Genomic DNA, 19,942 nt, shown 5'->3' with positions numbered 1-19,942 from the left:
ATGCTATGGAAGATGTGCTTCGCACAGCGTCCTAATCGCCTTGTCCGTTGCTATACTTTTGTGTCTTTTTCTGTATGCAGCAAGCCATATTCACTTTCCGGCTCTGTATACCAATCAAGTGTGTTGGGCTTTATCCCCGCTACCAAATACTCTTCTTGTTTATCGGCTCTGCTTTTGAGAAAAGAACCATGAGTGCCATGTATGATATAGGAAGGTGCAGGCTCACGCACAAGGAAACTTGCTTTTAATTTGACGCGCAGTTTGTTGTAGTATAGTATCAACTTAAAATAATCATCTACCTGCGATCGCAGCCTAGTTATGCGGCAATACAGTTCAGTTAAGTGGTTCGTTAAAAAACTGACTTTGACAAAGAGTTTTAGCTTTAACCCAAGCGTATTGAGTTATGCGGATGTCTGCAAAAATAGCATCAGGCATCCCAAATAAACGCAAAGCTTGGTCTATCAAGTGCAGCCCTAAATTGTTTAATGTACCTGCACCAAGACTGGGGACTTCTACATGTTGTTTATGGCTGAGGATTGGTTTATATTTTTGAAATTGAAATTCTGCTTCAACAATATCACTTAGTAAACCTGCTTGAACAATTTTTTAACTGTTTTAAAATCATTTTGTTCAATTACGTTGTCGTCATCAGTTGTGAATGTTCCATCTAGTACTCCACCAAATTAATTTTGATAATTTCGTAGTAGGTGGCTTTAGCATAATCTAAGCACTAAATTGCTTACTACAAACTCCTTTAACCATGCAACCACACAGGTGCAGAGGATACAGAGATACGAATTATGAATTACGCACAGCAGTACTAGAATGTGTTGGCTTTACGACGAACAGTAGTGGAAGACATAGTTTATATATTGGGAATTGGGAATTGGGGGGCAGGAGAGTAGAAACCAAAGACTCATTAATGGAGTTCAAAGACTCATTCACGAGTTATTAAAAACTCATCCCCTATTCTCAATGCCCCATGCCCCATGCCCAATGCCCAAATACATTACCGTCTAGAACGTCTGCGTAACCGATCGATCGTTACTGCCAAAATAATTACTAGTCCTTTGACGACTAATTGCCAGAAGTAAGATAGGTTCAACAGAGTTAAACCGTTGTTGAGAATAGCAATAATCAATGCACCTAGAAGGGTGCCGCCAATGGTGCCAATACCACCTGTAAAGCTGGTTCCACCTAGAATAACAGCTGCGATCGCATCTAATTCATAACCCTGACCTAATACGCCACTGGCACTATAAAGACGGCTGGCGCTCATGATTCCTGCTAAACCTGCCAGTAATCCACTAATGCCATAGACAAATAGCAACACACGATTAACTTTAATCCCAGTTAATCTGGCTGCCCGCTCGTTACCACCAACGGCATATATCTGCACTCCCAAAACAGTTTGCCGCAATACAAACCAGCTAGCTATCACAGTCAGTAGCGCAATTATTACTAGCCAAGGAAGGGGGCCAAGATATGTATTACCCACCCAAGCAAAATTTATGTCAGGGTTAATCAGTGTTGTCCCCTTGGCAACTAAAAAGGCAACACCCCGCAAGGCAGTTAGTGAACCCAAGGTGACAATAAAAGGTGGTACATCCAAGAAGGTAATGAGAGCGCCGTTGAGTAAGCCTAAAAGTAATCCTGCCAGCAACGCAGCAGGTACAGCCGCCCAACTTAAAGCCGGTAGTAGCGATACTAGCAGGGCAACTACGGCAGAAACAGCTAAGATTGACCCAACGGAAAGGTCAATACCTCCAGTGAGAATTACAAAGGTCATTCCTGTCGCCAGCACAATATTGATTGATGACTGACGCAAGATATTAACGATGTTACCGCCGGTGAGGAAGTTGGGAGAAAGGAATGCAAATAAGATGCAGATAATTACTAGGATTGGTAGAATACCCGCAACTTCCAACAGAGTGCTGATTGATTTCTGGTTGCGGGATACGGGATTGTTGGCTGATTTATTGGCAGGCGGTCTGACTGTCTGACTCATGATGCTAATACCTCCGATGCTCCAGTTGCATAGTGCATAATCTTTTCTTGGGTGATTTCTTTGCCAAGACTGCCATCCAGTTCGCCTACCAGCTGTCCTTCTCGCATCACTAAAACGCGATCGCTCATGCCGACAATCTCCGCTAGTTCGCTGGAAACCATTAAAATAGCAACACCTTGCGCTGCTAATTCGCTCATAATTCGGTAAATTTCGCTTTTAGCACCGATATCTACGCCGCGTGTCGGCTCATCTAACATCAGTACTCTGGGCTTAATGGCTAACCAACGTGCTAGCAGTAGTTTCTGCTGATTACCACCAGAAAGATCCAATGCTCTAATTTCCAAATTGGCTAGGCGGATATTAAAGTTTTCCACCGCCTCTGTTGACAGCCGATTCACTGAACCCCAGTTAACAATTCCAGCCTTTGCATCCTGCTTGAGTGTGTTGATGGCAATATTCTTGCGGGAACTCATCTCCAGAAATAAACCTTGGTCTTTCCGGTCTTCTGGAACATAGCCAATTCCGGCAGCGATGGCATCGCTGGGGGTATTAATTTCCAGTTTTTTGCCATTCAAAAATACTTCACCACTGGCCTTACGGTCAGCACCAAAAATCAGCCGGGATAGTTCTGTGCGTCCAGCACCAACCAACCCCGCTAAACCGAGAATTTCTCCAGCATGAAGTTCAAAACTAGCTGGCTCAATCTTCTTGCGGGCGTCGCTCATATTTCTGACTGACAGCACGACGGGGCCAGGATTCATTTGCCGTTGATGTTCGTAAAAGTCTTGCATGGAGCGACCGACCATCATCTGCACCAATCGCTGGGGAGAAATTTCACTGCGTGTGAGACTGCCAATATATTGACCATCGCGCAACACGCTAATCCGGTCAGCTAGAGCATAGATTTCTTCCATGCGATGGCTGATGTAAATAATCGCAATGCCATCACGCCGCAGTTTGCGAATTACCTCAAATAAATGGTCGCTCTCGCGGTCAGACAATGCTGCTGTTGGTTCATCCATCACCAAAACGCGGCTTTTATCCTTTAACGCTCTGGCAATTTCTACTTGCTGCTGTTCCGCGATCGATAAAGTACCAACTATAGTCTGCGCGGTAAAATTGGCTCCAAGGCTTTCCAGCACTTCTTCTGCTTCCAGTTGCATCGCTTTGCGGTCTAAAAACTGACCTCGCCGCAACTCGCTACCCATAAACATATTTTCGGTAACGGTTAAATTCGGTGCAACATTCAGTTCTTGATAAATAAGATTAATACCCGCTTTGCGTGCTGTCGCCGGATCGGTAATTTTCAAGGGTTGACCATTGATCCGAATTTCTCCTTCATCGGCAATGTAAGCCCCAGCCAGGATTTTCATCAATGTGCTTTTGCCTGCTCCGTTTTCACCCATCAGGGCGTGAACTTCTCCCGGATAAATCGTCAGATTAACATTTTGGAGCGCAGATACACCATGAAATCGTTTTGTAATCCCTTGCATTTCTAACACTGGGGTGCTATTTGGTGTATCAGAAAGTGAGGTTTCAATATTTGTTGTCATGAGCAAAACCTGTAAAAACTATAGCAATCCGATTTGATTCGGTGAATTACTCCTAGAGACTGGGGACTGGGGACTGGGGAAGGTGGGGCCCCTGAAGGGGATAAGGGGTAATGGGGACTGGGAAGAAGGAATAAAGGTGTACTGAGTTTTTTTCACGCAATCAAATATGAGTCCTATATTTAAAATTGGCGATTGTAAATTAGAAACTAATAAACTCATATTTGATTGCTCGCAAAATCATGTTTTAAAAGCTGACTACTAGTTTGAAAAGAGGGAATGGAGAAGAGATATTTTCATACTTGGTTGTTAACGTTACTTAATAGAGTTGGTTGGGAAAATTTGAGTGCTATAAATAGACACTCAGACTTTCCCCTGATGCACATATATAGCGGTTATTAATTGGGTGCAGCAGAGTTTTAACCTTTTTCTAAACCCATCTTTCTATTAAATAAAAGACAGGAATATAAATGAGGTTTGGTATTAATTTAAGTGAAAACTGCTGGACATTTTAGGTATGTGCAAAAACTTTACAAATGCACCAAAGGAATTATGTCTTTTGACATAATTTTCACTTGCAAATTCACAATTTTTATTACTTCCAGCCTTTTTCTGTGCTGACATTATCTTTTGTGATCAACTTAACTGGAATCAAAATGGTGGAATTGCTAGGTTTTTTGCCATTTAAAATGTCGTTGCCAACTTGAACTGCTTTTTCGGCCATTCCTCGCGGATTTTGAGTAGCAGTTGCTGCATATAAACCATCTTTAGCTGCGATCGCAGTGATTGCTTCTGGCGCACCATCAACCCCGACAATAAAGAAATCTTTACGTTGTGCTTGGTTAGCTGCGAGTTCTGCACCTACTCCACTTGGATCGTTGATGGCAAAAACCGCATCAATTTTTGGAAAGGTTGTGAGCAAATCAGTCATAACTCTGAGTCCTCCATCCCGACTACCGTCTGCATTCTGGTTTTTAGAGAGGATTTTGATAGCGGGATATTTAGACAATACACTCTCGCAGCCACTAACTCGCTGAATCACCGAGTCCACTGGCGGGCCATTAACTATTACTACATTGCCTTTCCCTTTGAGGCGGTCAGCAATATATTTGCAACTAACTTCTCCAGCTTGGATATTATTAGTAGTGATGGTGGCATCCACACCTCCCTCAGCACCTGTGTCTACAGCAATGACAATTCTACCTGCTTGTTTTGCTTTTTCAACTATCGGCTTAATTCCACTTTTATCAGCAGCATTCAAAACAATGATATCAGTATTTGCAGCCGTAAAATTTTCAATTTGATTGGCTTGTTGGTTAAGGTCATAAGCACTGGAAGCTATAATAACGTTGACATCTTTTCCACCAATTCTCTTCGCTTCTGCCTCAACTGCTTGGCCCATAACAACGAAGAAAGGGTTACTTAGATCGCCAACGGTGAAGGCAACCGATCGCAACTTTCTATTCCCAGTGGCGGTTTTAATTTCTGCACTAGTATTGGTAGCAGGTTTAATATCAGTGTTAGTAGCAGTGTTGCTATCAGAAGAACCATTTGTACAGCCGACAAGGTTACTACTGATGATACCTAGTATGCTAACTGCGATTACGCTTCGTGTAACACCAGAGGTAAACACAATCTTTTTCACATTCATATATCTCCTAAAAGTCATCCTTATTTACACAAATTTAGAAACGATGTATTGTTCAAAAAATAGAATAAAGTATTGTAAGCTAATGCGCCTATATATTGCACAAACTCTGTATAGACCGTCATTAGTCATTAGTCATTTGTGTTTCTAAGGACAAATGACAAAGGACAATTACAAATTACCAGCCTTTGTAGCTGCTAAGGTTCTCTTTAGTAACCAACTTGACTGGAATTAGAATCTCAGATGACTCAGGTTTTTTACCTTGGATGATATCGTTGCCAATCTGAACCGCTTTTTGAGCCATCTCTGCGGGATTTTGAGCAGCAGTTGCAGCAAATACACCATTTTTGTCTTCCATTGCTTTGGTTGCATCTGGCGATCCATCAACCCCAACAATAAAAAATTCATTGCGTCTTGCTTGTCTAGCTGCTAAATCTGCACCAACACCGCTTTGATCGTTCGTAGCAAAAATGGCATCAATTTTGGGAAAGGTTGTCAACAAATCACCCATGACTCTCAGTCCTCCATCCCTTGTCCCTTCAGCATTTTGCTCTTTAGAGATGAGTTTGATATGAGGATATTTAGACAATGATTTCTCACAACCACTCACTCGCTGATTGATTGAGTCCATCGGAGTACCATTGAGGATGACTACACTACCTTGACCTTTGAGGCGATCGGCAATATATTGGCAAGCAATCTCACCAGCTTGGGTATTGTTGGAACTAATCATCGCATCCACATCTGCATCAACGGCTGAATCTAATGCAATAACAACTTTACCTGCAAGTCTTGCTTGATCAATAACTGGTTTAACTCCTTTTTTATCAACAGCGCTGAGGATAATTAGATCGGTATTTGCAGCCGTAAAATTTTCGATTTGGTTGGTTTGTTGGTTCAGATCAAAGGCACTAGAAACTGCATTAACTTTGATATTACCTCCGATTTTTTGAGCTTCTGTTTCAGTCCCCTTCTGCACAGCATTATAGAAAGGATTGCCTAAGTCACCCAAAGCTACGCCAATTGTTTGCAATTTTTTATTTGAAGTACTAAGACTCTCTGCACTTATATTAGTAGCTTTGTTAGTAGTATTAGTAGCAGTGTAGTCATTTTGAACGCTATCTGTACAACCAACAACCACAAAACCTAATATGCCAACTATCAGTAAAATTCTCTTCATATTTATTTATAACAACGGATTTAAATTTGATAAAGGTCATCACAATGTAAACTATATCTGAAAATTTTAGACCTAACCTAGTGATACCACTAGCTTTTTGAACTTAAACTCCAAAACTCTTGTAATTTGACGTAATTGGAGTTATTTCTATTAGTTTCACGAAATAAAATGGTTTATTTTTAAAGCAGAATCATAAATATTTCACTACTTCAAATAATCACATTTTTTTAGTGAAATTATTTTGTAGTGTATAGTCTGAAAATAGCTTTTAAGTGAAACTTCCAAAAATTATTTTTATTAAAATTGTCAATCTTTATTTGGTTTGATTTTTTTATTTTATCTCGCTCCCATGCAAAAATTAATTTTGTTTATCGAACTTTACAAATGGAAAAGATTTCAAATCTTGCAATAGAACCCAAAGTCTTCTTTTCAAAGCATTCGCATAAATTAGCCTATTCAATATTAGGGTCAACGTTAATATTTCTCAATCAATATCTCTCAGAAAAGATACTATTATAGTAGAGAAATTTTTGATTGTGAGTGCTAAATTTTGAAAAATGTAAACATCCTTTGGTTAGATTTCTTAAATGAACTCTAATCAGCTTGCCAAGCGTATTTATTTGTTATTCTTCCTCTATCACTTGAAGGCAATACAGGAGTAAACAAGATAATATTTTTAAGCCTGATTAGAGATAAAGAAAGTTTGTATACTAATATCTTATTCTTACTTTATCCTCTCAGAAATAGAAGATTCTGAATTGTTCTTCAAGCAATTTAAAACTTTAATGTTGCGGGTAAATGTTTAACCACCAAATCTTCATAGTATGGTTTTAATTTCTGCCAATCAAGAGGAATAGGGTTTTTTGAATACAAATCGTAGGGATTGAATAAACGTACCCATTTAAACATTTCTTTATCATGTTTATCCATCAAATGCTCATACGCATTTTCACGATGTTGAGGATAAAATGAGTGATAGCGAAGTATATATAATGCAGGTTCGGGCAAATAGTTTTTCATCATCTGATAAAAATACTCATCATCAGGATGACCATCAGCGCGAATAGCTTCTGATGTTTGCAATAGATGCTGTAACTGATCCATATCTGTATCAGGATCGGAATCATCGACCAATTGATTCAAAAACTCGACCGCATCCCAAACAGACATTTCTTTTTTATTAAACTTCAAAAATTCTTTTTCTTTTTGAAGTACAAAATTATATGTTTGATTAATATGATTTAACCGATAAAACTCTTTCACCGTATATCTAATAGTCGTTTCGTAATTCCTGTACTCTTCAGTGGTTTTACCTTCTTTAACTATGCTATCTGGATCGGGATAGCGATTCAGTAAGTCTTCTTCCCATTCTTCTAGCGAATCTAAGGGATTGTTTTGAACCCGAAGAATGGCATTATTTAGAGTTTGAGACATATCTTCCTACTTGTTGATATTGTATTTGTTAAATGGTACTTTCACCCTCTATTATGCACAGGTGTACAAAACCTCTATTGGATTTAACACACATTTTTGCACACGTGTGCAAAAATGTGTGTTAAGTTTCATTTCGCCATTTGCTACTTTATTGTACGCAAGGCTGTTGTAGATAGTGAAAAATCAAGGGTTTTAAGCCCTTATTTCCGTTAAGCGCCTTTATTTCGGCTTAATCCCTGTTTGGTTTAGAATAAAAATGGTGCTTTTATTTTTTGCACATCCCTTGCATGAATTTACTAAATATAAGCTAATCTTTTATTTTGCACATGTGTGCAAAACCTATAATTATAATTTTTGCTGTTTGACTCAACAGCTTAGTATCAATTTATCAATTGTACAGTCGGGGAATACTTAACAAGATTAGCCAACTCTTGTAGCTGGTTTATCGCTTCTGCACCTTCCAACTTCATTAATTCGCGATCGTCCCACAATTCCATCCAAGTAATTCCGTAATCAGACACTAAAAACCGAATCAGGTGCTTTTCTTTCAGGCTAACCATAAATGAAGCACTCTTCATTTGCTCACCGCATGTATAACAAGACGCAGTATAGCCACGCCGCTCAAGTATAATTGTCAAGGCTTGCAGGTTCATTACCAAGTCTTGGATGAATTGCTGATGCTGTTGCGCTAATCTTAGAAACACTAGTTTTCTCCTACCATTACAGTTATCTGCTTGCTTTGATATTTCTTTAGACTTACATCTGATGTGATTTAGTTGCCGAAAGTTCGTGTTTTCCTAAATACGTGATTAATCTTAATATTACGGGTATCGCCAATCAGCTAAATTTTCAAAGCCGCTCTAATGTTTTGGACAATTATCTGGGGTGGCTGTGCAATATCCATACATAGAGCATCTACTGGTTCTTCAAGTGTATAAAACTGGCTATCGAGCAGTTTTTTGCTCATGTAATGATTGCTACGCTCTTGTAAGCGCATTTGAATCAACTCATAAGACCCTTTGAGGTAAACTAGTTTGGTACGATCACTATCTAATAATAAAAATTGTCGATAGCTATCTTTTAAAGCCGAACACGCCAGCACCACATTTTTATTTTCTTGTAGCCAATTCTTGATGGCTGTTTGCAAATCTTGTAACCAAGGCATTCTGTCATCTTCAGTCAGAGAGATACCGCGCCGCATTTTCTCAACGTTCTCTGGCGAGTGGAAAGCATCGGCATCGCTAAATTCCCATTCTAAGGAGTCTGCTAGCAGTTTTCCGATGGTGGTTTTCCCAGAACCAGACACACCCATTACGAGGATAATCATTTTTTCCTAATAAAAGTTCAACTAATTCGGAATTTGTAATTCGTAACTTGTAATTGTAATCATGGACGGAGGTAAAAGTCAGGACTTTTAACTCCTTTCCATGCAAAATGCGAGTTGTATTAAAATCTCTTGACAAATAACGATTATTTTCTATAATACATACTGTTGCACACGTGTGCAATATTTAAAAGCTCAGATAAAATAATGAATAAACGAAGAATTTCAATTGAAGATATTGCCCGCAAAGCAGGCGTTTCTCATTCTACAGTTTCACGTGCTTTGCGAGATAACGCTCTCATTAGCCCGAAAGTGCGAGAAGAAATTAAACGACTGGCACAGGAGATGAGTTATGTGCCGAATGCTATTGCTCAAAGCTTGCAAAACAAACGTACTAATACCATTGGTGTAGTAGTAACTTCAATTTCAGATCCCTTTTTTGCGGAGGTAGTAGAGGGTATCGAGAAGATAGCCAGACCAGCAGGTTTGAGTGTTTTATTGAGTGCTTCACACCGAGATTTTGAGCAGGAAATGGCAGCTATTGATACTTTTCATCGCCGGAGAGTGGACGGGATCTTAGTAGCCGACTCACGAATTAGTAAACAGCATACTAAACAACTCACACAAATTGCTGTGCCAACAGTTTTGATTAATAGCCAGACCGAAGATCAATCCGAAATATTTCACTCAGTAGCAATAGACGATCGCTTAGGTGCTAAATTAGCCACAGAGCATCTAATTAGTTTAGGACATACTGCTATTGGTTATTTGGGTGTAGGCGATCGCAGCAGGTCGAACCAGCAGCGCCTAGAAGGATATCAAATGGCCCTTGCGGAAGCTGGGATTCCCCAAAATACTGATTGGGTTTCAATTAGTGATGAATATCATACCAGAACCAGCGATGTTAGCACTGGGCAAAATATGCTATCTAAACTCTTGACTGCGGAAGTAACAGGCATCTTTTGTTACAACGATATGGTAGCAATTGGCGCTTTGTTAGCTTGCCAAGAATTAGGTATTTTAGTACCGCGAAATCTAAGCCTGGTCGGATTTGATGGTATTGCTCTGGGTTGTTACGTTACGCCTGCACTGACCACAGTCAGCCAGCCAATGTTAGAAATTGGTGGCATAGCCATGCAAATGTTACTCGATTTATTAGAAGAAAAAACTGTGGAAAACCGCGTTTTATCTCCTTTTCTAGTACAACGCGGTAGTAGTGCACCATTGTTAACAATTTAAGAGGATGTTTTAAAAGTCAAATTGAGTCAAAAATCATGCCAGTCGTCTGACCATGATACGAATCATCGCTATATATATAAAAGTCTCCGAAGTTTTGGGTAGCCTTTCATAATCTTTACTTAAACGGCGACACCAATTGAGCCATCCAAAAGTTCTTTCGACAACCCAACGCTTTGGTAAATGGACAAAACCTTTTTTCTCCAATGGTCGAAGAACAATTTCTACAATCCACCGAAACATATCCATCACCCAATGCATAAATTCTTCGCCTCGGTATCCTCCGTCCATCCAAATGATACTACGGTATGCTTTAGTCATTCGCTCACAGGGTGCTGGTTTCTACAAATTTCAGCATACGCCTTGTGAGCTTTCTTACAATACCCCCCTACTTTTAAAACATCCTCTTACAAGCTCCCGGAAAATAAATAATATAGCTGACATTCTTTCCTTGTCGATTGCTTACACAGCAACGTTTCCAAGCTGTGAAAGACACTAATTATTGAGAATTGATTGGGAATTATTGACATTCGAAAAAGTGGTGTCGATTTGGGGATCTTAAACTCTTTCTCTGTAAGGCTTCCAGAAGTTAACTCTTTACAAACTCACTTCCTCGTAAGGGGATGGAAACGTGACGGTGTAGCGAAAGGTTAGCCTGCGTTGATTAATCCGATGAAGAAAAGGAACCAAGCGATAATAATCGAGATAGGAATCCCATAGCTTGGAACTCTTCCCAAAATACTTGATGTAGAAGTGCCAAAAGCTTGCGAATACTCCAAATAGTCCAAATTCTGCTTCCATCTTGTTTTGATACTTTTAATCGATAGATGAGCAGCATGAACTCCAATTAAAGCTAAAAACGCTACAACAATTCCGATAGTCGGTATCACATTTCTAAACACTATACGTATCGCCTGCTCCGTATTCTTATTGGCAACTAGAGCAATTGTGGCAAAAAGAAAGCCTTGAAATGTAAGCATCCAGGAGATTCGGTTATTGATTAGGCTTAGTTCTCTTTCAAGTTGTCGCACAGCGATATCGTAAAACACCTTAGTGGATAATATTTTTTCTTGTTGCATATAGCTCTAACAATTTGCTTAGATTCGAGATGTTTAAACCTTTTTTCTCCAAGGGTCGAACGCTCATCAGGTGCTGATGTCTAAAAATTTCAGCATAAGAAGAAGTGAACTTTCTTACAATACACCCCTACTTTTAAAACATCCTCTAAAATTCAAAACAATTTATAGCAGTCCTAAATCATTTGTGAAAATTATATAGCAATCCGATTTGATCAAACAGAATTCAGGAGTCAGTCGTCAGAATTCAGAATGAATTTTGACCTTTAACATCGAAGTGCTTTGTACTACCGATACCGCCAGTGATAACCTGGAGAATCAGCGATCGCAATTGCAGTTTCAGATTTTAGACTTCACGCTATTCTTGATCTGATGAAACTTCAGCGAATCAGTTTATAGCAGCGAACAAAAAAGCATGGGTGGAAAATTAATTGTATTTGAAGGGGTGGAAGGCTGTGGCAAAACCAGCCAAATGCAGCTTTGTTCTGAGTGGTTGGAAAGTCTAGGTGTTTCTGTGGTGGTAACTCGCGAACCAGGGGGAACAGAGTTAGGTTTACATCTTCGCCGCTTGCTACTAGAAAAGGTAGAGGATAAACCAGTTGCAGAAGTGACAGAACTTTTGTTGTATGCTGCTGACCGATCGCAACACGTTGAACAAGAACTCAAACCAAATCTCGCAGCCGGGAAATATATTTTATGCGATCGCTACACTGACTCTACCATTGCCTACCAAGGATATGGTCGCGGTCTGAACATGAGTTTAATCAATCAGCTTAATAATATTGCTACTGGTGGTTTAGAAAGTGACCTAACTATTTGGCTAGATGTCGATGTCGAAGTCGGACTGTCCCGCAAACTCTCAGACTCAGTAGGGCTAGACCGCATTGAACAAGAGACAATCGCTTTTCATCGCCGCGTTCAACAAGGATACGCACATTTAGCAGCATCCTATCCCTCACGAATTGTGCGGGTAGATGGCAGCTTGAGTAAAGAAGCTGTACAACAGGTAATTCAAGGAATTTTACGCGTACACTTGCACCTAGATTCGTAATAAACAATACAATTAATTTTCTGTAGCTTACTTGGTAAGGATGGAACTTTTGCCGTTAGCAGGTGCCCCAATTATATTGAAGAAGAAATAAAGTATCCGCGATGTCTGTGGCAACAAGCTACTTAATACTGAATAAATTTTGGTAGTATAACTAACTAAGATTTAGAGCAAACAACTTGTGTTTGAAATAACGTGATGCTGGAACTTGGGAAAAGCCTTTTTACTTATAAACAGTTTATTTCTCACGGTCATTGCTATCTTTGGAAACCGGAATTAGTGGGGTTCCATATTTTATCTGACAGTTTAATTGCCCTTGCTTATTATTCTATTCCCATCACGCTACTTTATTTTGTCCGCAAGCGCCAAGATTTACCCTTTAACTGGATATTTTTACTATTTGCAACATTTATTGTTACTTGTGGCACTACCCACCTAATGGAGATTTGGACGCTCTGGTATCCAACTTATTGGTTGAGTGGTTGCCTTAAAGCTATTACAGCCATAGTTTCACTGTATACAGCTTGTAAACTTATACCTTTAATACCAAAAGCACTTGCTCTCCCCAGTTCTGAACAGTTGGAGGCAGCCAATCGAAAACTGGAGAGGGAAATTAGCGAACGCAAACAGGCAGAACTTGCACTACAAGAGCGGGAAGCTATGTTGCGGCGAATTGGCGATAATCTGCCCAATGGGGCAATTTATAAGGTAATCCGCGAATTTGATGGTAGCGATCGCTTTTCTTATATCAGTGCGGGGATTGAAAAACTGATGGAAGTCAGGGCAGAAGATGCACTGAAGGATTCAAGTTTGCTCTATCGCCAGTTGATCCCAGAGGATGTACCACTTTTCCAGACAGCAGTCGAGGAATCTCGGCAGAATCTCTCGGTGTTTGATATACAAGTGCGAATCCAGACGCCTAGCGCTGGGCTGAAATGGTTTCATTTTCGTTCCACACCATGCCAGTTGCAGGATGGCCGTATGGTTTGGGATGGGCTGGTAGTGGATATCACCAACCTCAAGTGTGCTGAAGAAACACTACGCAAGAGTGAAGCCTTATTTAAAGAATCTCAGCGAGTTGCTCGTCTCGGTAATTGGGAGTTTGAACTTGCCACTGGCAAAATTACCTGGTCAAAGCAGCTGTTTGACCTTTTTAATCGAGATCCCGCACTTCTTGAGCCGAACTACCAAGAAAATCTGCAACTGTTTTGGGCAGAAGACGCAGGAAAATTAGCCCAAGCAATTGAGCGGGCAATGTCAACTGGAGAATCCTACAAACTCATTCTGCGCGCATCTCGAACTTACAGGTCTACTATTTATATTGAGGAGATTGGACATGCAGAATTCAACGTGGATGGAAAAGTAATTCGCCTCTATGGGACTCTCCAAGATGTTACAGAACGGCAAGCCGCACTCAACGAATGCAAACAAGCCGAGGAAGAACTCCGCCGCAGTGAAAGGCTGCTAGCTACTGCTCAAAAGATTGCCCATCTGGGCAGTTGGGAATGGTACTTAGAGTCTCAAAAACAAATTTGGTCAGCCGAAACCTTCCGCATCTTTGGCCTACATCCAACTCAATCAGTACCGACACAGGCCGCATTTCTCCAGATGCTTCACCCAGAAGACCGATCAATGTTGCAGAAGCATCTACTACAAGCGATCGCCAATGGCAACCCTTTCAATCTTGAATATCGCATTGTCCGACCTGATGGCTCATTGCGCTACCTGGAATCGAGAGCAGAGGTAGCTTATGATACTCAAGGTAAGACTATTAGACTGTATGGAGCTATTCTAGACATTACAGAACGTAAGCAAGCAGAAATTGCTCTCAAACAAAGCGAGATTCGCTACCGTGCCATTGTAGAAGATCAGACTGAATTCATCGGCCGATATTTACCAGACGGCACAATCACCTTTGTCAACCAAGCTTTTGCACTTTATTTTGAGCGATCGCCAGAGGAACTGATCGGTAGCCGCTATCAACCGATTATCTTTGAGGCAGACCGGGAGCGAGTTGCTCAATTAATAGCTTCAATGAGTGCCGATCATCCTGTGGTCATCATTGAGAATCGCCTAGTTGTGGCAGATGGGGTGCGTTGGACTCAGTGGCATAACCGAATGCTGTTTGACGAGCAAGGATGCTTTATAGAATTTCAAGCGGTGGGACGCGATATCACAGCTCTCAAGCAAATCGAAGAAACACTTTTTCAAGAAAAAGAATTAGCTCAGGTGACGTTGCAATCGATCGGAGATGCAGTTATTACTACAGATGCGTTTGGCAGGATTCAATATCTCAATCCGGTTGCAGAATCTCTGCTTGGATGTAGTCAAGCATCGGCACAAGGGTTGCCGTTAGTAGAAGTCTTTAGAATTGTGCATGAAACGACACTCGAGCCAGTTCAGAACCCAATTGAGCGAGCGTTACAGGAAAATCAAATTGTGGATTTAGCAAACCATACCATCTTAACTGCTCGAAATGCTGAAGAGATTGCGATTGAAGATTCAGCTGCGCCCATTCGCAATCGTGAAGGACAAATTATTGGTGCGGTTATGGTGTTTCATGACGTGACTCAGAACCGCAAGCTGGCGCTTCAGTTATCCTGGCAAGCAAGCCATGATGCCTTAACCGGATTGGTGAATCGCCAGGAGTTTGAGCGGCGGGTTGAACAAGCACTGCACGTTGCCAAGTTAGACTACCAGGTTCATGCGTTGTGCTATTTGGATCTCGATCACTTCAAAATTGTCAATGATACCTGTGGTCATCTGGCTGGAGACGAATTACTGCGTCAAATTACTGTCCTATTGCAGGAGAAGATTCGGAAAACTGACACACTAGCGCGCTTAGGGGGCGATGAATTCGGGGTATTGCTCAATCAGTGTATGCCAGAGCAAGCTTTACTAGTTGCTAGTGAGCTGCTTTCGTGTGTTCAACAGTTCCGATTTGTTTGGGAAAAGCAAGTATTCTCAATTGGAGCAAGTATCGGCTTGGTTAGTATCGACACGAATAGTGAAAGCCTTGCAGAGATTATGGGCACGGCTGATGCAGCTTGCTATACCGCGAAGAACCGGGGGCGCAATCGGGTATACCTTGCTGAGACTGACGACCAGGAGCGACTGCAACAGCGCGGCCAGATGCAGTGGGTCAGTCGCATTTCTCAAGCTTTGGAAAGTGATTGGTTTTGTCTCTATGCTCAAAAGATTGCCGCTATTACTCCGAGCGATCAAAACGGCGACCATTATGAAGTGCTGCTGCGGCTGCGGGATGAGCAGGGAAATTTAGTGCTGCCAATGGCGTTTATTCCGGCAGCAGAACGCTACAACTTGATGCACCTGATCGATCGCTGGGTGATTCGGACTCTATTCAGAAATTGGCTAAGGCTCGGTGGCAATCAACAAAGCATCTATGCAATTAACCTCTCTGGTTCTAGCATCAACGACGATCAATTCATTGACTTTTTGTACGAGCAGTTTACCCTACACCCCATCTCCCCCCAACGCATTTGCTTTGAGATTACCGAAACTGTGGCGATCGCCAACCTGATCAAAGCCAGACAGTTCATTCAAAAACTTCAACAGATGGGCTGTCGCTTTGCATTAGACGATTTTGGGGCGGGGATGTCGTCGTTTGCCTATCTCAAGTCTCTACCTGTGGATTATCTCAAAATTGACGGCAGCTTTATTCGTAACATTGTCGAGAATCCTGTGGATGATGCGATCGTCACCGCAATCACGCGAATTAGTAGTGTGATGGGTATTCAGACGATTGCTGAATTTGTAGAGAATGAGGCGATTTTAGAGCGAATTACGGCACTAGGAATTGATTACGCACAGGGATATGGCATTGCAGTACCTTGCCCGTTAGGCTAGTACCGCTGCGCGGAAGTTAAAAGGAGCCAGTGCGTTGGGCGGCTCTGCCGACTTGAAGCAACTGGCGTTCAAAAGTCAAAAGTTTTATGGAATAAGCTCTAAAGAGCTTTTCAATGGTCTGCTTATTTACGCCGTGCTGTACTAGGCAGGGGGGGAGGTGGTCACTTCGACTACGCTCAGTGATCACCTGCCTTCTGCCTCAAACCCGTAACTTTGTACTTTATGCAAAAGAAAACTGCTGTATATTCACTCACTAGCGATCGCCACTTTCTTTTCTATCACTCTGAATGTACAAATAGTTCTTGTCGAGATTGCAATGTTTCTCCCAAACATTGCAATATTCCTCATGAACATTACGACATCCATAAGGAATGTTGTAATATTTCTCATCAACATTACAATATTCCTTATCAATACTGAAATATTCCTCATCAACATTACGACATCCATAAGGAATGTTGTAATATTTCTCATCAACATTACAATATTCCTTATCAATACTGAAATATTTCTCATCAACATTACGACATTCATAAGGAATGTTGTGATATTTCTCATCAACATTACAACATCCATAAGGAGTGTTGTGATATTTCTGATCAACATTACAATATTCCTTATCAATAAGGAAATATTTCTCATCAACATTAGAACATTTCGGTATAACCTATTTCCCAGTTGGACACACTGACTGCACTTTTTGGGGAAGTTGCCGACACATTTGCTGTAATCCTTGAGGATTAATTTGCCACCAAGCAAATAATCCCAGACTTGTACCCCCCACAAGCAACGCCAACACTCCCCCCAGCATTACCAAACGTTTACCCCGCTTTGGTTTTGTAATTAAAGTTGGTGGAATTTCTGGGCTAAGAGGTGGTTCTTCTGAAAGATCCGAATCTAGATCCAAATCTAGCAAAGCTTGCGAACTTTCTGTAAAAGAAGTTGGTTGTTCTAGTTCTTCTAATTCCTCTTGTTCTTCTTCCTGTATTTCTGCTTGTATAATCTCTTCTGGCAACGCCGGAGTCACAGGTACTAAGTATTCTGGAGAGACACGGCAATAAGTGAGAACAACCGATGTATTATCACGCCCATTTTTTTCGTTTGCCAAGTTAATCCAGTTGCGGACAGCATCTTCAACTGTCATTTGCCCTGTTAACACGGGTATTGCATAATCCTGCCAAGATTGTTCTACCCAGTTATTATCACTTAAACCATCAGAACACAGTAGCAAGATGCCATCTTCTTCCAGAATAAATCGCTGAAGCTTGAGACGCAAAGATTCTGAATCTCTTGTCCCCAATGCTTGAGTTAAGGCACTAGCATCTGGTCTGAAAAGTGCCTTTCGATACAAGTTTTTAGCAAGGCGTACTTCTCGCGTTGCCACATCATCATCTACTGTCAGTAGCTGACAATAATTGCGAGTAATCCAATAGGCACGGCTATCGCCAACATTAGCCAAGTAAAGCTCATGGGTATTATTTGATTGCCACCCAGTACTTGTCTGGATTCGTTGTGGAACTTGCAACGCCATAACAATAGTTGTAGCCATGCGTTCTTTGCCTTGGCGTTTTTGTTCGTTATTGCGGGCACAAATTAAATTATTTACCACCCGTAAGCTTGCTTCTAATTGTTCCTGCAACAACTCAGGTGGAAAAAGTACAGTTTGTTCTGTCACCTCAGTTAGTAAAGCGCGAATTTGCAACTTTACAGACTGCACTGCCAACTGACTCGCAACCTCACCACCTTCGTGTCCGCCAATACCATCGCAAACAATCGACAAGTAGCGCAATAAAGGTTCATCGAAAGCGGCGGGAAACTCCATTTCCTTGTGGGTTGAGAGGGGCAGTCGCCCCAACCCTTGGGGCATTGGGGAGCCAGTGCGTTGCGGAGGTTCCCTCCGTTGAAGCAACTGGCGTGATTGGGCATTGGTAACTTCTTCCCCATGCCCAAAAACTCCATCCCCTTGTGGGTAAAGTTTTTTATCTAAATCACTCAAAGTATTGGGATAGCAAGCATCTTCATTTTGTGCCATCATTGGCCCAATATCTGTAGAACCTGCCACCTTTAAGACTAATGGCAATTCGGCGGCAGCTGCTAGTAATAAATTATTGAGTTGAATATTAATCGCCTCTAACTCAATCTCAGTTTCACACATCTGCTGGACAATGTTCTGTAACCCTTTGGCTACTGATGCCTTTGCAGAAACTACCCAAAATTGCCAACATTCCCCCAGATTTTGTAAACTCAGCTTTTCATCATCTGGTGTTTGGTAGAGTTCCAACAGTCGCACACACCAACCTTCGACTCTCAAGTTCTCTGCTACTAGTAAACTGCGGCTAAGTCCCAATTCTACTAGAGGTGTCCAAAGTTGGAGAATTTGCCACAGCCAATAAACTTGCCGTACTGCCGTTGCTTCTTCCCAAGCCTCAACAATAGTTGGATAGATATTTCCTGTCTTATCTATCGGCGCATTTTCCAATAAGAGAATATCAGTTGTATCTTCCTCAAGGTTACTAGCAAACCCATAAGCTTGGGGCAGATGCAACCGCTCTTGATATAACTGTAAATAAGGAATTACTTCCGTTGGCAATTCTTCAGGTACATCTGGCGGCAGTCCCGGTTGAGTATCCAGCCAAATCTGTTGTTTAATCACCTCATACCTGTCTGCTACCTTTGTGCCTGGTGGGATTTGAGCAGACAATGAGCCAGTCGCCCAAAGATAGCGGTGAACTAAAGGAGTTTGGCAACTGGCACAAACGCTATCTCCCATCGGATTAACGGGGCTATTACAGCGTGGATTTATACAAAAAATTATCAATTGAGTAGAAATCATAAAACAGGAGTCGGGAGTCAGAATTCTTTTTTATACATGAACTTCGATTAACTTTAGCTGGCAATGAATTGAAGGCTAGAATAAACTGAACTTGTGTACTGCTAGTTACACCTTGTTACTGAAATTAAGCAAAATTATTGGTAGAAATACCCAGTTTTGTTTTCTGTAAATAACTTACGTCTGGCTGTATCTAATCGTAGAAATGCATTTACGTCAATAATGTAAAGACTAGGATGGCGCTATGCCAAGTTTTACCTTAATCTGGCTGATGGCAGGAGCAGTTTTGTGTTTAACAGAACTGTTCTTACCATCGGCGTTTGTCGGCTTCATGATGGGAATTAGCGCTTTTGTGGTGGCGCTGCTGTCTGGAGTGGGTATGAGAAGTGTATGGTTGCAAATTGTGGTTTGGCTCTTGCTTTCCACAGCCCTAATCATGCTTTCTCGTCGGTTTTTGCAACCAAGACAACGCAAATCAAAAATTCGGGATGCAGTCATAGCTGAAACCTTAACAGAAATTCTGCCTGGAAAAACAGGGCGGGTGCGGTATGAGGGAAATTCTTGGCAAGCAAGATGTGACGACGACAAATTTACCATATCACCCCATCAAAGAGTTTATGTGGTTAGGAGGGAAGGTACTACTTTGATTGTTGTGCCGGAAAATCTGTTGAATTCTTAGTTAATGGGGAGTTAGGAGTTAGGAGTTAGGAGTTAGGAGTTAGGAGTTAGGAGTTAGGAGTT

15 protein-coding genes and 1 pseudogene are annotated in these 19,942 nt (G+C 41.3%); 4 read left to right on the top strand and 12 right to left on the bottom strand.

The window, feature by feature from the left end; translation table 11 throughout:
• Positions 1 to 50: 50 nt before the first annotated feature.
• The 9 genes from RMY63_RS38400 to RMY63_RS38365 all read right to left on the bottom strand — a co-directional run bounded on the left by RMY63_RS38400 (position 51) and on the right by RMY63_RS38365 (position 9,147).
• Positions 51 to 311, bottom strand: a complete 261-nt coding sequence (locus tag RMY63_RS38400) for a Gfo/Idh/MocA family oxidoreductase (RefSeq protein WP_416212587.1) — start codon at positions 309 to 311, stop codon at positions 51 to 53.
• 22 nt (positions 312 to 333) lie between these two features.
• On the bottom strand, positions 334 to 603 hold the full coding sequence (locus tag RMY63_RS42035; protein WP_416212586.1) for a hypothetical protein: 270 nt from the start codon (positions 601 to 603) through the stop codon (positions 334 to 336).
• A 406-nt stretch (positions 604 to 1,009) separates the two neighbouring features.
• A complete protein-coding gene (locus RMY63_RS38395) occupies positions 1,010 to 2,008 on the bottom strand; it encodes an ABC transporter permease subunit (protein ID WP_322733696.1) in 999 nt (332 codons plus the stop codon).
• Complete coding sequence (locus tag RMY63_RS38390; RefSeq protein ID WP_322733695.1) at positions 2,005 to 3,561, bottom strand: sugar ABC transporter ATP-binding protein; 1,557 nt, start codon at positions 3,559 to 3,561, stop codon at positions 2,005 to 2,007. Before RMY63_RS38390 ends, RMY63_RS38395 begins: the two co-directional genes overlap by 4 nt.
• 592 nt (positions 3,562 to 4,153) lie before the next feature.
• Complete coding sequence (locus tag RMY63_RS38385) at positions 4,154 to 5,209, bottom strand: ABC transporter substrate-binding protein (RefSeq protein ID WP_322733694.1); 1,056 nt, start codon at positions 5,207 to 5,209, stop codon at positions 4,154 to 4,156.
• Between the two features lie 175 nt (positions 5,210 to 5,384).
• Positions 5,385 to 6,386 (bottom strand): ABC transporter substrate-binding protein, encoded by a 1,002-nt coding sequence (locus RMY63_RS38380; RefSeq protein WP_322733693.1) that lies wholly within the window; start codon positions 6,384 to 6,386, stop codon positions 5,385 to 5,387.
• A 774-nt stretch (positions 6,387 to 7,160) separates the two neighbouring features.
• Positions 7,161 to 7,820, bottom strand: a complete 660-nt coding sequence (locus RMY63_RS38375) for an inositol oxygenase family protein (RefSeq protein ID WP_322733692.1) — start codon at positions 7,818 to 7,820, stop codon at positions 7,161 to 7,163.
• A gap of 380 nt (positions 7,821 to 8,200) precedes the next feature.
• Positions 8,201 to 8,524, bottom strand: coding sequence for a DUF1815 family protein (locus tag RMY63_RS38370; RefSeq protein WP_322733691.1), 324 nt, complete (start codon positions 8,522 to 8,524; stop codon positions 8,201 to 8,203).
• 137 nt (positions 8,525 to 8,661) lie between these two features.
• On the bottom strand, positions 8,662 to 9,147 hold the full coding sequence (locus RMY63_RS38365) for a gluconokinase (RefSeq protein ID WP_322733690.1): 486 nt from the start codon (positions 9,145 to 9,147) through the stop codon (positions 8,662 to 8,664).
• A gap of 204 nt (positions 9,148 to 9,351) precedes the next feature.
• Here RMY63_RS38365 and RMY63_RS38360 point away from each other — a divergent pair, with 204 nt between their 5' ends.
• Positions 9,352 to 10,383 carry a LacI family DNA-binding transcriptional regulator gene (locus tag RMY63_RS38360; RefSeq protein ID WP_322733689.1) on the top strand — a complete coding sequence of 344 codons (1,032 nt, stop codon included), beginning with the start codon at positions 9,352 to 9,354 and terminating at the stop codon, positions 10,381 to 10,383.
• 33 nt (positions 10,384 to 10,416) lie between these two features.
• Here RMY63_RS38360 and RMY63_RS38355 read toward each other — a convergent pair.
• Both RMY63_RS38355 and RMY63_RS38350 read right to left on the bottom strand, forming a co-directional pair.
• Positions 10,417 to 10,680: pseudogene (locus tag RMY63_RS38355) on the bottom strand (transposase); the annotation flags it as partial.
• A 350-nt stretch (positions 10,681 to 11,030) separates the two neighbouring features.
• Positions 11,031 to 11,459 carry a hypothetical protein gene (locus RMY63_RS38350; protein WP_322733688.1) on the bottom strand — a complete coding sequence of 143 codons (429 nt, stop codon included), beginning with the start codon at positions 11,457 to 11,459 and terminating at the stop codon, positions 11,031 to 11,033.
• A gap of 412 nt (positions 11,460 to 11,871) precedes the next feature.
• On the opposite strand from RMY63_RS38350, the gene tmk reads away from it, so the two are divergent.
• Positions 11,872 to 12,507 (top strand): dTMP kinase, encoded by a 636-nt coding sequence (gene tmk, locus RMY63_RS38345; RefSeq protein ID WP_322733687.1) that lies wholly within the window; start codon positions 11,872 to 11,874, stop codon positions 12,505 to 12,507.
• Positions 12,508 to 12,702: 195 nt separating this feature from the next.
• Positions 12,703 to 16,371 carry an EAL domain-containing protein gene (locus RMY63_RS38340; protein ID WP_322733698.1) on the top strand — a complete coding sequence of 1,223 codons (3,669 nt, stop codon included), beginning with the start codon at positions 12,703 to 12,705 and terminating at the stop codon, positions 16,369 to 16,371.
• Positions 16,372 to 17,038: 667 nt separating this feature from the next.
• On the opposite strand, the gene RMY63_RS38335 is transcribed toward RMY63_RS38340, so the two are convergent.
• Positions 17,039 to 19,204, bottom strand: a complete 2,166-nt coding sequence (locus tag RMY63_RS38335) for a protein phosphatase 2C domain-containing protein (RefSeq protein ID WP_322733686.1) — start codon at positions 19,202 to 19,204, stop codon at positions 17,039 to 17,041.
• A gap of 241 nt (positions 19,205 to 19,445) precedes the next feature.
• On the opposite strand from RMY63_RS38335, the gene RMY63_RS38330 reads away from it, so the two are divergent.
• Positions 19,446 to 19,880: an NfeD family protein gene (locus tag RMY63_RS38330; RefSeq protein WP_322733685.1), complete on the top strand. Its 435-nt coding sequence runs from the start codon at positions 19,446 to 19,448 to the stop codon at positions 19,878 to 19,880.
• Positions 19,881 to 19,942: the final 62 nt, after the last annotated feature.

The organism is Nostoc sp. ChiQUE01b (assembly GCF_034531255.1).
In the GTDB taxonomy this organism is placed as follows: Bacteria; Cyanobacteriota; Cyanobacteriia; order Cyanobacteriales; family Nostocaceae; genus Nostoc.
The sequence above is the reverse complement of the archived record's forward strand: the minus strand, read 5'-3'. Positions and strand labels throughout refer to the sequence as shown.

Excerpts from the sequence above, each read along its gene's own strand:
- RMY63_RS38395 (WP_322733696.1), bottom strand. The coding sequence starts at position 2,008 with ATGAGTCAGACAGTCAGACCGCCTGCCAATAAATCAGCCAACAATCCC.
- RMY63_RS38390 (WP_322733695.1), bottom strand. The coding sequence starts at position 3,561 with ATGACAACAAATATTGAAACCTCACTTTCTGATACACCAAATAGCACC.
- RMY63_RS38385 (WP_322733694.1), bottom strand. The coding sequence starts at position 5,209 with ATGAATGTGAAAAAGATTGTGTTTACCTCTGGTGTTACACGAAGCGTA.
- RMY63_RS38380 (WP_322733693.1), bottom strand. The coding sequence starts at position 6,386 with ATGAAGAGAATTTTACTGATAGTTGGCATATTAGGTTTTGTGGTTGTT.
- RMY63_RS38375 (WP_322733692.1), bottom strand. The coding sequence starts at position 7,820 with ATGTCTCAAACTCTAAATAATGCCATTCTTCGGGTTCAAAACAATCCC.
- RMY63_RS38365 (WP_322733690.1), bottom strand. The coding sequence starts at position 9,147 with ATGATTATCCTCGTAATGGGTGTGTCTGGTTCTGGGAAAACCACCATC.
- RMY63_RS38360 (WP_322733689.1), top strand. The coding sequence starts at position 9,352 with ATGAATAAACGAAGAATTTCAATTGAAGATATTGCCCGCAAAGCAGGC.
- RMY63_RS38350 (WP_322733688.1), bottom strand. The coding sequence starts at position 11,459 with ATGCAACAAGAAAAAATATTATCCACTAAGGTGTTTTACGATATCGCT.
- tmk (WP_322733687.1), top strand. The coding sequence starts at position 11,872 with ATGGGTGGAAAATTAATTGTATTTGAAGGGGTGGAAGGCTGTGGCAAA.
- RMY63_RS38340 (WP_322733698.1), top strand. The coding sequence starts at position 12,703 with ATGCTGGAACTTGGGAAAAGCCTTTTTACTTATAAACAGTTTATTTCT.
- RMY63_RS38335 (WP_322733686.1), bottom strand. The coding sequence starts at position 19,204 with ATGATTTCTACTCAATTGATAATTTTTTGTATAAATCCACGCTGTAAT.
- RMY63_RS38330 (WP_322733685.1), top strand. The coding sequence starts at position 19,446 with ATGCCAAGTTTTACCTTAATCTGGCTGATGGCAGGAGCAGTTTTGTGT.